This window comes from uncultured Veillonella sp. (assembly GCF_915069625.1).
GTDB lineage: Bacteria > Bacillota > Negativicutes > Veillonellales > Veillonellaceae > Veillonella.
Map to the genome: position 1 here is coordinate 1 of NZ_CAJZFD010000039.1, position 13,771 is coordinate 13,771.

A 13,771-nucleotide genomic window follows, 5' to 3' on the forward strand; every position below is an offset into this window, starting at 1 on the left:
GTATACGACCCATATGTAAACTTGTTGCGCAATACGACACAAGCGTTCTCTGGCGTTGTAGGCGGTTTGAACAGCCTTGAAGTATCTCCATTTGACCAACCAATTCGCAAAGCAGACGATTTCTCTCGCCGTATTGCTCGTAACATCCAAGTTATGTTGCAAACTGAATTCGAGTTGCGCCAACCTGTGGACCCTGTAGGCGGTTCCTGGTATGTGGAAACATTGGCTGCTGAACTCTGTGAAAAAATCTGGGCTGAGTTCCAAACTATTGAGTCTAAAGGAGGCATTATCGCAGCATTGAAAGAAGGCTATCCTCAAGCTCAAGTTAAAGCCATCCTCGAAGAACGCTTTAAGAACCTTGCATTCCGTAAGGATGTTGCAGTTGGTAACAACATGTATGCGAACATGACGGAAGAATTGCTTGATCCTAAACCAGAAAATCAAGAAACATTGCGTCAAAAACGAGCTGCTCAAATCGATGAGTACTTGGCAGGTGCAGAGGCTGATGCAGTTGTGAAAGCACAGGCTACTCTAGAAGCAAGTACAACAGAACCAGGTGCGTTGATAGGCCTTATCGAGCTTGGAGCATTACAGAAATTGACAATCCGTCAAATCCGTAAGGCTTTAGATGCCGGCGATATTGCTTCTGAAACAATCGAACCAATTACAGCACATCGCTGGACTGAACAATTCGAAGCACTTCGCATGCGCACGGAAGCGTATAAACAACGTACGAAAGACAATGTGAAGGTATTCTTGGCTAATATGGGCCCAATTCCTCAACATAAACCTCGTGCGGACTTCTCCACAGGCTTCTTCGAAGTAGGTGCTTTTGAAGTTATTAAAAATGATGGCCATGAAACAACGGCTGATGCGGCGAAGGCTGCTCGTGAAAGTGGTGCTGATGTTGTGGTTATCTGTTCCACAGATGATACATATCCAGAATTAGTACCACCACTCGCTAAAGAGTTGAAAGAAACTATGCCGAATGTAACAGTTATTTTGGCAGGGGCACCTCCTAAGGACCTTGAGCCTGTATACCGTGAAGCTGGCGTAGACGACTTCATTTCCGTTCGTGCAAATTGCTACGAAATCTTACATACGTTACAAGATAAGAAAGGGATGTGAGCTCATGTTTAAAAATCCAGACTTCTCCTCTCTTGGCTTGGGTACGCAGTCCGCAACATCTCGCGATGCATGGCTTGCTGAACTTCAAAAAGAAACAGGAAAAAGCTTTGAAGATTTATATAATACGACAATGGAGCAAATCCAACTAAAACCTCTCTACACAGAGATGGATTATGAAGGAATGACACACCTTGACTACATGGCTGGTGTACCTCCATTCTTGCGTGGACCTTATTCCACAATGTACGTAACTCGTCCTTGGACAGTACGTCAGTACGCTGGTTTCTCCACAGCAGAAGAATCTAATGCGTTCTACCGTCGTAACTTGGCAGCGGGCCAAAAAGGTTTGTCTATCGCCTTTGACCTTGCTACACACCGTGGTTATGACTCCGACCATCCTCGCGTAGTAGGTGACGTTGGTAAAGCCGGCGTTGCGGTAGACTCCATCCTCGATATGGAAATTCTATTCTCCGGTATTCCTCTCGACCAAATGTCCGTATCCATGACAATGAACGGCGCCGTATTGCCTGTCATGGCGTTCTACATCCTAGCTGGTGAAGAACAAGGTGTTGATAAAAAGGTTATGGCTGGTACGATCCAAAATGATATCTTGAAAGAATTCATGGTACGTAATACCTATATTTACCCTCCAGCTACGTCCATGCGCATCATCGGTGATATCTTTGCGTACACATCTCAGTACATGCCTAAGTTCAACAGTATCTCCATTTCTGGCTACCATATGCAAGAAGCAGGCGCTACGGCAGATATCGAATTAGGTTACACATTGGCCGATGGTCTTGAATACATCCGTACCGGTGTAAATGCAGGCCTTCACGTAGATAAATTCGCTCCACGGTTGTCCTTCTTCTGGGCAATCGGTAAAAACTACTTCATGGAAGTAGCGAAAATGCGTGCAGCTCGTATGTTGTGGGCTAAGATTATTAAGAGCTTCGGTTCTGAAAATCCTAAATCCATGGCTCTTCGTACACATAGCCAAACATCTGGTTGGTCCTTAACAGAACAAGATCCATTTAACAACGTAGCTCGTACATGTATGGAAGCGATGGGCGCCGCATTGGGCCATACGCAATCTCTACATACCAATGCGCTTGATGAAGCTATTGCGTTGCCTACGGACTTCTCTGCACGTATCGCTCGTAATACTCAGCTTTACATTCAAGACGAAACTAAGGTATGTAAGGTTATCGACCCATGGGGCGGTTCCTACTATGTAGAAGCTTTGACTGATGAATTGATCCGCCGAGCTTGGGGTCATATCCAAGAAATCGAATCCCTTGGCGGTATGGCGAAAGCGATTGATACAGGTCTTCCTAAGATGCGTATCGAAGAAGCGGCAGCTCGTCGCCAAGCTCGTATCGACTCTGGCCGTGAAGCAATCATTGGTATCAATAAATATCGTCTAGATAAAGAAGATCCATTGGATATCCTCGACGTAGATAACACGGCTGTACGAGAAGCGCAAATCCGTCGTCTCGAACAATTGCGTGCTAACCGTGATGAAGATAAGGTTCAATCCTGTCTCGAAGCGATTACCAATGCTACAGAATCTGGGGAAGGCAACTTGCTTGCTCTTGCCCTTGAAGCTGCTCGTGCTCGTGCATCCTTGGGTGAAATTTCCTTTGCTGTTGAAAAAGTTTGTGGCCGTCATAAAGCTGTTATCCGCTCTATTTCCGGTGTATACTCCAGCGAATACGAAGATGACGATGTTATCAAAGAAGTACGTCAAATGGCAGATGACTTCGAAGAACTCGAAGGTCGTCGCCCTCGTATCATGATTGCGAAGATGGGCCAAGATGGTCATGACCGCGGTGCCAAAGTTATTGCTACATCCTTCGCGGATATGGGCTTTGACGTGGATATCGGACCTTTGTTCCAAACTCCAGAAGAAACAGCTCAAGATGCGGTGGATAATGACGTTCACATCGTCGGATTCAGTTCCCTTGCGGCAGGTCACAAAACATTGTTACCTCAACTTGTGGAAGAGCTCAACAAACGAGGTCGTGGAGATATTTTGGTTGCCATTGGTGGCGTAATCCCTGCTCAGGACTATGAATTCCTACGCGAACATGGCGCAGTGGCTATCTTTGGCCCTGGTACAGTCTTGCCTGTAGCGGCTAAGAAATTGCTAGAAACATTGACTAGTCACGTTCAAGACGAGTCTAATGACTGATAACAAACGGCCTACCCCGGACGCATTGCATACGACTCAGGATGCTACCTTCACCACTGGTGAAGGAAAGGCCCCTGAATTAGGTGTAAAAAATGCAAATGCCGAGGGTAGTACCTATCGTCCCGATTGGGTGCCGGAAGATGCGAAAAAGGATGATACCTTCGCGTGTCATGTAATGAAAGGCGTCAAGGAAATGCATGACGGCCTCTTGTCTAGCTCCGCTCATCTGGCTCCGTCGGTACGTCCCGTACAGCGGCGAAAGAAGTTAACTGTCGCTGATTATGTACGCGGTATCGAGCAGGGGGACCGCGTTATACTTTCACGGGCTATTACATTAGTAGAAAGTAATAATAAGGAACACTTTAAATTAGCTCAACAAGTATTGCAAGCTATATTGCCTCGCACAGGCAAGGCGTTGCGCATCGGTATTACTGGTGTGCCTGGGGCCGGTAAAAGTACATTTATTGAAGCCTTTGGCAATATGCTCATTGAAGCAGGTTACAAGGTAGCCGTACTTGCTGTAGACCCTACAAGCCAAGTTACAAAGGGCAGTATTTTGGGCGATAAAACGCGGATGGAAACATTGACGAAACATCCTGACGCGTATATTCGTCCGTCGCCAGCAGGCGGTACACTAGGCGGTGTAGCTCGTAAAAGTAGAGAGACCATGCTACTTTGCGAGGCTGCTGGGTACGATATCATTCTCGTCGAAACCGTTGGTGTTGGGCAAAGTGAAGTTACCGTACGTTCCATGGTAGACTTCTTTATGCTCATCGTATTAACTGGTGCAGGCGATGAATTACAAGGCATCAAAAAAGGCGTTATGGAACTGGCCGATGCTATTGTGGTCAACAAGGCTGATGGGGATAACCTCAAGCGCGCTCTCATCGCTCGTAGCGATTACGATCGGATGTTGCATTACATTCGTCCTGCTACGGAAAAATGGAAAACCCAAGCCTACACTTGCTCAGCCGTTACAAAGGATGGCCTCGATGAATTGTGGGATGTGATCCAAGAATTTACTGAACAAGGTAAAGAAAATGGGGTCTTCTTAAAACGCCGTCAAGAACAATCCCTCCGTTGGGTACGCGATATGATTGACGAACACTTGCACAACCTATTCTTTAATAATGTCGTCATTCAAGGTCGCATGGGCGAAGTGGAAGCTGCTGTCTTAGACGGTGAAATGAGCGAATCTCAAGCCGTTGAAGAATTAATTGGCGTTTTCGACAAGTCCATTAAATAAGTAGATAGCTACATACCTATTTGATAAGCTGGCATAACTTATCTATTAAGACACTCCGATTAGCTATCATGCTTATCTAGATCTATAAAATGTATCCATAAAAGGCATAGTATAAACATTACTATTGGGTTTACCCCAATGGAGATGTATACTATGCCTTTTTATGTGCTTGTGAAAGCATATTCATGAAACAAATTTCATAAAAAATACGGTTGATACTTTCATAAATAACATATATGATATATAATTTAATCATAAACTGTTACTTGTGTGTGTGATTAAAAAGAGAGGTTCATTATGAAACCACTAGTAAAGAAAATGTTAACAGCCGTATTGTGTGCATCTACTCTAACAGCTCCATTATTTTTGAGTGGTTGTAGTTTTTCTAAGATTGCCAATGGGGTGCAGCAAGGCGCTCAAAAGGCATCGCAAAAAGACATTCAAGTATTTAATCAGTATATAGAAGCAGTTGGTAATTTTAATAGTGGTACCGTACGCTTTGGATATGCTATTAATCCTTCCATTCAAAAACTAAGAGAAGGTCAACATTTAACAAGCTTTATGGCACCACATTTTGATTCTTTACAAAAGAACTTACAAGCCGCTAAGGATGCTGGCGTGCCATATGATGATATGAAAGAACCTTTAGATAATGTATTGGCTGTATTAAAGGATATTGTACCAGTAGCCAGTGAATTGGATACGTACTACCAAACTAATTCATATCAAGCAGATAATTATGCTAAGGAACAACAATTAGGACCTAAATACGTTCAACTATATGATCAATTCTATGCAGCATATAATCAGTTAGACGCTGTAATTCACAAACATAATACGGAAAATCAACAAGAACAGTTGAAAGAACTTAAGGATTCTGGTAAGAAAAATGCAGCTGCTGCTCAAGAAGTTCATTTACGTTTAACTGCATTATTGGATAGCTTTGAAGAAGGCAAGCAAATCGATGTAAATGCGGCAAACCAAGAGTTGCAAGGAATCATGGATGTGTCCAGCAGCATTACTAGTCCGGACTATAACTCTGCTAAAAATCATTTAAATACAACTATTGGTAGAATTCGTACATTCTTAGGTGACCAAACAGCTGATCATTACAATGATATGATTGAATCCTACAATAGCTTTATTGGCAGTGTAAATCGCTTGGATATGAATAAACTCGATAAATAATATCTAATCGTATATACCATGTTATGTAATGTTAGGAGAGGAACATTGAAATGAGCAAGAAAATGTTATTACCCGTTGGTGTAGTTGTTCTAATTATAGGCATTGTTATCCTATTATTAAATCCAGATCCAGCTACAACAAATTTGGAAATTGCAAGAAACGCTACTAATGCACGAGACGCAGCTAAAGCGATTTCTTCTAATAATCAAACCTATGCATGGATGTATTCCCTCGGTATGTTCTTTACTGGTTTTGGCGTGTCCTTAACAATCGGTGGCATACTTGTGAAATTCCTTAAAAAAGATTAATAGGATGTAAGAGATTACAAGCCTCCTAGGTTAAATTAAATCGGGATTATAGCTAAATTAAGATTACATTAAAGGCTATACTAATAGGTATATCACTATTAGTATAGCCTTTTTTTGACTCATAATTATTTTTAGATGCCTTAAAACATGATATAATTAAACTTAATGGGGCCTAGAGGGTAACGGCTTTTGGAGGTTAGTATGAGTAGCATAGCGCATTTATTTGTGGCTGGTGGATTTGTAATGTATCCGCTAGTAATTTTTTTGCTCTTTGCGTTGATGATTGGCATTGAGCGTATCGTTTTATATCGCAAGTTTACAAAGGACTTGCGTCGCTTTAATAAGGTATTAGAAAAGAACCAAAGCTGGGTTATGTTGCCGAGCGTGTTGGAACGTGACACATTGGAGCTAGGCTCTTTATTTGCTCGTGCCATTCGCAGTGCGAAGAACTACAATAGCTTGGAAAATCGTTTGCAAGATATCGTATCCTATGCAGATGAACGCTTGAAACGCGGTTTAAGCTGGCTTAGCATGATCGTAACAATGGCTCCACTATTGGGCTTGTTGGGGACCGTGCTTGGCATGATTCGCGCCTTTGCTGTCGTAGGTGGCGATATTGGGGCTCCTACCATCATTACGGGCGGGGTATCTGAAGCCTTGGTAGCAACGGCGACAGGCTTGACCGTAGCCATCATTGCACTTGGCTTTCACAGTTACTGTGCGGCAAAGGTCAACGATTCTATTACTACATTAGAGCATGAGTGTGGTAATATCCTCGATGCGTACAACGAGGAACATGATATATGAGACGACGCACATTAGGGGTTAAAAAAGAACCGACAATCATGATTATCCCTATGATCGATATTGTATTCTTTTTATTGGTATTTTTCATGGTGGGTACGCTGTACATGAATACAGAGCAGCAAATTCCTCTAAATTTGCCATCTGCATCCACTTCTACGGCAAAATCTATCGAGCCTATTACGATTACCTTAACTACAACGCATACGTTATATATCGATAATCAGGAAATTTCTTCGGAACGCTTGGCAGAAGAGGTGCGGTCTATCGTTAAACAAGCACCGCGACAAGCCTTTGTTATCCGTGCATCTAAGGATGTATACTATAGCGAGGTTATCGCTCTGTTAGATATGCTCAAGGTTAATGGCGCTAAATATATTAGCGTCGCAACGGAACGGAAGTGATTCTATGTTTGAATCACATTATTTGAAACCGTTCATCGTGTCCTTAGGTATTACGACGATACTCGTATCGGGGATGGGTCTTTCCTTGCGAGGTATGGCGGGCACTGGGGCAGCTCATGATGCGGCTGAAATTAGCTTTGATTTGCCTGATGATAGTGAAAGTAGCGCAGAGGTAGCAGAACCGACTCCACAACCGGAGGAGAAGGTAGCACCTGCAGAGGCTGTGCCAGAACGTACAGAACCAAAGCCTAAATCTCAGTCACAACCTATGGTGGAGTCCGTGACGCCTGATGAAAGTGAACGAACTAAAACATTAGATACAAATGCTAGTACACAAGAGCAGCGACGAGAATGGGCTATACCTAAGGCCATCGAATCTGAAGCGGCTGGCGTAGAGCAAGCGGTTGTAATGCATGATAAACAATCAAAACCGAAAGAGGCACCTATGGGGAAGGATGTTACATCTGACCCTAATGCCAATGGTGATGGTCGTACGGAATCAGCTGACTTATCATTCCTATCAGATCTTGCATGGAGCTTGTTAACACCAGGCCAGCAAGAATTATTACGACAACCTGCTATTAATCCAAGCGCCTATCTTCGTCGTGTCCAAGAACAAGGCGCGAGAACTTCCGTGACAGGTACTGTTACGGTGAAGGTGAACTTTGGAGAAGATGGCCGTGTCATCGTTGCTCCGAATACACCGCGCATCGTGGTGGACGGTGTGCCGCCTGATGTAATGGAAGAGGCGTTGCGCATTGTTAAAACCAGTGGCAGCATCGTCAACAACTCTGGACGTATACAAACCTTAACAATCCCTGTCGTTATGGGACAATAAAGAGGCATATCACATACTATGTATGTAAGATATGCCTCTTTTATTTTTGTAGTATTAGTTATTTGTATCCTGTTATTTATGGTTACCAGATTATTATGGGAATATAATTAATACGGAAAAACTGTATCCTATTAATCCTGGTTTGTAAGCATCGTTTTGGTAGAGTTGAATACCGCAAGGTATACGATAGTGCCACCGATAAATAATGTAACTTGCATAGGTGCACTAAATTGATCGACACGCCATAACGCAAAGGCGTAGAAGAACATTGTTACTAGCATGATGAGGAATGCGATGATAACGCGTACATTGGTGTTAACCGCTAAGGATGTAGTAATGCGAGATTTGTTGAGTATTACATAAATTAAGGATACGATAATATCTGCTGTAAAGATAGAGAACACATAATTGAGATCAAACTCTCCAAATAGAACTACAGCCAAGCCGATAAAGCTGAGTCCAAAGAATAGGCGCAATAGCATGCCTATAGTATTCGATTCATTGCGCTGCGCACGACGCTCTTTGCGATTTAAATTTGCCATGAAAGCCTCCCTATTTTTCATAGTAGATTTAGTCTGTATGTTTATTATATATCACAATGTACAGCTATGATACAGTATTAGTAAATTTATTTATTGTTATATTACTATATAAGGTATAACTCCATAGTTATATGAGGTTTACTAATGTAATAATTTAGAAAATAAATGTGTAGCTATATGAGATGTAACGTATAGTTATCATAGAATATGAGTGCATAAAGAGAGAGAGTATGATTCAAGTTATTCTTACCTATATTGTTAACGTTATTATTGTATTTATCTTCTTCCCGATTTTAGAGTCCGCAGTTCAATACGTATATCCTTTTTCTTGGGCGTGGCTTATGAAACCACTACAATTAGCGGATAAGTTAGAGGTGTATATCGTTATAGCCGTTGCATTGCCTATTATAGTGGCTATAGGATTATTTTTGCCGCCTTTTAGTTGGATTGCTCATGCGATGCAAGGTGAAAGAAAACCAAGTGCAGAAGAATCGGCCTATCTTGAACCAATATTTGAAAAATTATGTGCCTATAGTGAGGTAAAACGTGATTCACTAACTGTGCGTATGCGTAATGATGAGGATATCAATGCCTTTGCTTCGGGAATCAATCATATTACGATACATACAGGTGCCTTACGAGCATTAAGTGAGGATCAATTGGTAGGCGTTTTGGCGCATGAGCTAGGTCATTTGCGTCATCGCGACACCATTTACTTAACTATAACCTATGCCATGGATCGACTCGGGCAATTGATTTTGAATCTTGTAATATTGCTTAACTTCGCATTGAATATACTGGCGATTATACCTATTGTTAATATTGTAGTTCGCATTATTCAATTAGCTATAGTTATTATGATTACAGCGGTGGAATATATATTACAGTTACCAAAGTGGATAACCTATTATTTTGATAGCCGTCGTCGTGAGTATGCTGCTGATGCGTACGCTGTATCAATTGGTTTAGGCCGAGAATTGCGGGATGGTCTCGTTTCATTGGGTTTAGCGACTGACCAAATTGGCATGCTTGAGAATGGTGAATTATATGATTGTGAAAGTACGGGATTTTTTAGCCGTTTATTTATTACTCATCCAAGAATGATTAAACGAATTCAGCGTATCGATGAAGGTATAGAAGTATACGAATTGAAAAAAAGTCTTATGTGGAATCGACTGTTAAGAAACTAGGTATATATTACATAGAGGCAAAATAGCGGGATATACTATGAGGTCTTATATTATATAAAATTAAAATAGAGGTCTTAATATAGAGGCTTTCATCCATAAATACGAACGATTAGTAAATTTAATATAATTATCATTCGGAAAATTTAGGTCCATTCATTGAATGGAGCTTTCACATATGGTACAATTATTGTATAAGAAATCTAGCTTTTATCATGCAAAGGAGACATCATGATACCACGTTATACACGAGAAGAAATGGGCCATATTTGGAGCGAACGCAACGAGTTCGACACAATGTTATTGGTAGAAACATTGGCATCCGAGGCACAAGCTGAGTTGGGCGTTATCCCTAAAGAAGCGGCTAAAGCCATTCGCGAAAAGGGCAATTTCGACGTTGAACGCATTCATGAAATCGAAAAGGAAACAAACCACGATATCATTTCCTTCGTAACAGCAGTAGGCGAATACGTAGGTCCTGAAGCGGCTAAATATATCCACCTTGGCCTTACATCTACTGACGTTAAAGATACAGCGCTTGGTTACATGATGAAACAAGCTTGCGACATCTTGATTGAAGATTTGAAACGCTTGCACGAAGTATTGCGTCGTCGCGCAGCTGAGTTCAAATACACACCTATGATTGGCCGTACACATGGTATTCACGGCGAACCAACTACATTTGGCTTGAAATTAGCATTGTGGATGGCTGAGGTAGAACGCGACATCGAACGCATGGAACATGCTCGTAAAAGCGTTGCTGTTGGTAAATTATCCGGCGCCGTTGGTACATATTCCAACATCGATCCATTCGTAGAACAATACGTATGCGAAAAATTAGGTCTTGAACCTGTTAAAATCGCTACGCAAGTAGTACAACGTGACCGTCACGCTGAATTGTTGTCCACTATTGCTGTTGTAGGTGGCACATTAGATAAAATCGCTTTGGAAATCCGTCACTTGCAACGTACAGAGGTGCGCGAAGCAGAAGAATACTTCAGCCCTAAACAAAAGGGTTCCTCCGCAATGCCTCATAAACGTAATCCTATTACATGTGAAAGAATTTGCGGTATGGCTCGCTTGCTTCGTGGCTACGCTCAATCTGCTTACGAAGACCAAGCTTTGTGGCATGAACGCGATATTTCCCACAGTTCTGTAGAACGTGTTATCTTGCCAGATGCAACAATTGCATTGAACTACATGCTTCACCTTACAATTCGCACTATCGATAAATTGTTGGTATATCCTGAAACAATGCTTAAAAACCTCAACCTTACAGGCGGCCTTGTATTCAGCCAAACAATTTTGACTCACCTTGTAGACAAAGGTGCAGTACGTGACGAAGCATACCGTTGGGTTCAAAAATACGCTATGGAACGCTGGCTTGAAGGCAAAGATTTCGCAACAGGTCTTAAATCTGATGAAAACATCAAGAAATATATGACTGCTGAAGAAATCGATGCATGCTTCGATCCTCATAAATTGTTAAAACATGTTGATACAATCATGGCTCGCTTTGGCCTATAATTGTAGGGTACTTCCCATATAACATATGAAAGACTAGGGTAGGTATAGACCAACAAGCCTATAGCACATACATTAGGCTGTTGGCTATATCTACCTTTTTATTTTGAAAGCATCCTGTTATTTCCGCTATTTTACGGATAATTACGAGCTAGTTTCCTAGTAAGCATCTCTGTATCTTAGGGAAAATTAGCTATTGTATTAGGAGGTTATATGAAACGTATCATACGAAAGTACGGACCGCCTATTTTTCACTGTATTAATGACTTTGGACAAGGTTCACTAGCGGCGCTCATACCGTTCTTTATCGCTAATTTTGGCCTTAATTACTATCAATCGGCATCCATTATTTTCTGTAACACCGTAGTGGCTTCCGTGGCGCAGCCTATCTTGGGCTATGTGGCGGATCGGTGGCGCGTGCCGTGGTTCATTCCTGTAGGCTTTACCGTAACATTAGTCTCTATCAGCGCCATTGCACTGGCAACGAGCTATGAAATGATATTAGCTCTATCGCTCATTGCAGGGATTGGGGCGGCACTATTCCATCCTGAGGCGGCTCTTCTCGTGAACCGCACGCAATCCAATGAACTTGGTAATGCCATGGGACGATTTGCGGTTGGGGGCAGCGCTGGTTTTGCACTGGGCCCACTCCTTGCTGGTGGTGTGTACGTCTTTGGCGGTCAATTCCTTTGGTTGTTCACGGCAATTGCATTGATTGGCGTGTTGCTGTATGTGTATGCCTTTACTGGCTCTACAGATACCGATGCTATTGGTGAAAGTAAAAGCTCTGCTAAATCTACTAATAGTGGCACTAACGATTGGGTTAGCTTTGGCAAATTATTCTTTGTCATTGCTTCTCGATCTATTTTATTCTCTGTACTATCCATCTTTATACCTATTTTATACATTACTGTTATTAACGGAGAAGCCAGTGCATCGAGTTTAGCTTTAACGATGTACTTTGCAATGGGCGCTGTTCTTACCTATATGGGCGGGGCGTTGTCAGATAAATTAGGCTTCCTTAAAACAGTTCGCTTAGGCAATCTTATCTTCTTGCCATCTGTTTTAGTCTTTATCTTTGTGCCTAATATATGGGGCTTTTTCGGCGCCATGATCCCAATGGCCTTTGGTGTATTTTCACAATACGGTCCAATTACGGTACTAGGTCAAAAATACCTTGCTAAAAATGCAGGCTTTGCCTCAGGTATTACACTAGGTCTTGGCATTACCTTAGGTGGCCTTGTAGCACCATATGTAGGCCATATAGCCGACATCTATGACGTACAAACCGCATTGATGACACTGATACCTGTCGGTTTAATGGGGCTCTTAATGAGCTTCTGGTTAAAAGAGCCTAAATAGCACTTGATTGACAGGCAGACATTGATAATATAGTTGTATTAAATTACTAAAATAGAATACTTTGACTAGTTAAAATGTCAATACATGGGAGGTGACCATTGGTCACCTCCCATTTGTTTACTTTAAAGGCATAGATACTTATATTGGATATAGTAAGACCTTAAATTTCTATATCTCAATATCTTTACTGGATATATGTTTTAACATATAATTTAAGTAAAGATTTCTTCTAGCATTAGGAGGAACTAAATGGATGCCTTTTCTGTAGTTTTTTATGAAACTCTAAGTGGCGAAAAACCTGCAAAAGCATTTTTAAATGAACTTTCAGATAAACAAAGGGCTAAAACAATTCGAGATCTAAAGATACTTGAACTATATGGCAATCGTTTAAGAGAGCCTCAGTCTAAACATTTAGAAGATGGTATTTATGAGTTACGAACGAAGCAAGGCTCCAATATTTCGAGAATATTGTATTTCTTTTTTGTGGGAAAGCGAATTGTTCTAACAAATGGTTTTGTTAAAAAGTCTATGAAAACACCGAAGAGCGCTATTGAATTAGCTATAAAATATAAGAACGATTATATCGAGAGGTATACATAATATGGAAACGTTAGATCAATATTTAGAGAAACAATTGAAAAATCCTAAGTTTAAAAAAGAGTGGGATGCATTAGATGATGAGTATCAAATTATTCAGAATATAGTTGAAGCACGATTGGCAGCTCATATGACGCAAATGCAGTTATCCGAATTAACAGGTATTACTCAGTCTGATATTAGTAAGATTGAAAATGGCAATGGTAATCCATCTTTAAAAACATTACAGAAAATAGCTCATGCTTTTGGGAAGAAACTAAAGATTGAATTTGTATAAATACTTTCACAGAGTCCGAACATTGTTGTATAATGTTAGTGAATTATTTAGACTTTCACATGGAGGATATAGATATGGCAACAAGTATGGTTATCGGCACTCAATGGGGTGACGAGGGTAAAGGTAAAATCGTTGACTGGATCGCGGAACGTGCAGACGTTGTAGTGCGCAG

General features: G+C 41.4%; 15 protein-coding genes. 14 read left to right on the forward strand and 1 reads right to left on the reverse strand.

What is annotated here, in order from left to right; genetic code table 11:
- From QZ548_RS03370 to QZ548_RS03405, 8 genes are all read left to right on the forward strand, one after another.
- A partial coding sequence (locus QZ548_RS03370; protein ID WP_295868275.1) for a methylmalonyl-CoA mutase family protein occupies window positions 1-1,128 on the forward strand: 1,128 nt, incomplete at its 5' end.
- Window positions 1,129-1,132: 4 nt separating this feature from the next.
- On the forward strand, window positions 1,133-3,322 hold the full coding sequence (scpA, locus tag QZ548_RS03375; protein WP_295868278.1) for a methylmalonyl-CoA mutase: 2,190 nt from the start codon (window positions 1,133-1,135) through the stop codon (window positions 3,320-3,322).
- A complete protein-coding gene (gene meaB, locus QZ548_RS03380; RefSeq protein WP_119206364.1) occupies window positions 3,315-4,568 on the forward strand; it encodes a methylmalonyl Co-A mutase-associated GTPase MeaB in 1,254 nt (417 codons plus the stop codon). The genes scpA and meaB overlap by 8 nt, the downstream gene beginning before the upstream one ends.
- Before the next feature lie 297 nt (window positions 4,569-4,865).
- Window positions 4,866-5,756, forward strand: coding sequence for a DUF3829 domain-containing protein (locus QZ548_RS03385; protein WP_295868281.1), 891 nt, complete (start codon window positions 4,866-4,868; stop codon window positions 5,754-5,756).
- A gap of 50 nt (window positions 5,757-5,806) precedes the next feature.
- Complete coding sequence (locus QZ548_RS03390) at window positions 5,807-6,064, forward strand: hypothetical protein (RefSeq protein ID WP_105089925.1); 258 nt, start codon at window positions 5,807-5,809, stop codon at window positions 6,062-6,064.
- 201 nt (window positions 6,065-6,265) lie between these two features.
- Complete coding sequence (locus QZ548_RS03395) at window positions 6,266-6,871, forward strand: MotA/TolQ/ExbB proton channel family protein (RefSeq protein ID WP_295199361.1); 606 nt, start codon at window positions 6,266-6,268, stop codon at window positions 6,869-6,871.
- Entirely contained in the window at window positions 6,868-7,272 is a 405-nt protein-coding gene (locus QZ548_RS03400; protein WP_005385002.1) for a biopolymer transporter ExbD, read from the forward strand. Before QZ548_RS03395 ends, QZ548_RS03400 begins: the two co-directional genes overlap by 4 nt.
- A gap of 4 nt (window positions 7,273-7,276) precedes the next feature.
- Window positions 7,277-8,110 carry a hypothetical protein gene (locus QZ548_RS03405; protein WP_295868285.1) on the forward strand — a complete coding sequence of 278 codons (834 nt, stop codon included), beginning with the start codon at window positions 7,277-7,279 and terminating at the stop codon, window positions 8,108-8,110.
- Window positions 8,111-8,241: 131 nt separating this feature from the next.
- On the opposite strand, the gene QZ548_RS03410 is transcribed toward QZ548_RS03405, so the two are convergent.
- Window positions 8,242-8,652 carry a CAAX protease gene (locus QZ548_RS03410; protein WP_295868287.1) on the reverse strand — a complete coding sequence of 137 codons (411 nt, stop codon included), beginning with the start codon at window positions 8,650-8,652 and terminating at the stop codon, window positions 8,242-8,244.
- A gap of 230 nt (window positions 8,653-8,882) precedes the next feature.
- Here QZ548_RS03410 and QZ548_RS03415 point away from each other — a divergent pair, with 230 nt between their 5' ends.
- From QZ548_RS03415 to QZ548_RS03440, 6 genes are all read left to right on the forward strand, one after another.
- Window positions 8,883-9,842 (forward strand): M48 family metalloprotease, encoded by a 960-nt coding sequence (locus QZ548_RS03415; protein WP_295868291.1) that lies wholly within the window; start codon window positions 8,883-8,885, stop codon window positions 9,840-9,842.
- Window positions 9,843-10,070: 228 nt separating this feature from the next.
- Window positions 10,071-11,366 (forward strand): adenylosuccinate lyase, encoded by a 1,296-nt coding sequence (purB, locus tag QZ548_RS03420; protein ID WP_005385009.1) that lies wholly within the window; start codon window positions 10,071-10,073, stop codon window positions 11,364-11,366.
- Window positions 11,367-11,576: 210 nt separating this feature from the next.
- Window positions 11,577-12,725: an MFS transporter gene (locus QZ548_RS03425; protein ID WP_295868293.1), complete on the forward strand. Its 1,149-nt coding sequence runs from the start codon at window positions 11,577-11,579 to the stop codon at window positions 12,723-12,725.
- A 249-nt stretch (window positions 12,726-12,974) separates the two neighbouring features.
- Window positions 12,975-13,325 carry a type II toxin-antitoxin system RelE/ParE family toxin gene (locus QZ548_RS03430; RefSeq protein ID WP_295868294.1) on the forward strand — a complete coding sequence of 117 codons (351 nt, stop codon included), beginning with the start codon at window positions 12,975-12,977 and terminating at the stop codon, window positions 13,323-13,325.
- 1 nt (window position 13,326) lies between these two features.
- Window positions 13,327-13,599: a helix-turn-helix domain-containing protein gene (locus QZ548_RS03435; protein ID WP_024062668.1), complete on the forward strand. Its 273-nt coding sequence runs from the start codon at window positions 13,327-13,329 to the stop codon at window positions 13,597-13,599.
- Between the two features lie 74 nt (window positions 13,600-13,673).
- On the forward strand, window positions 13,674-13,771 hold a 98-nt coding region (locus QZ548_RS03440), incomplete at its 3' end, for an adenylosuccinate synthetase (protein ID WP_295868298.1).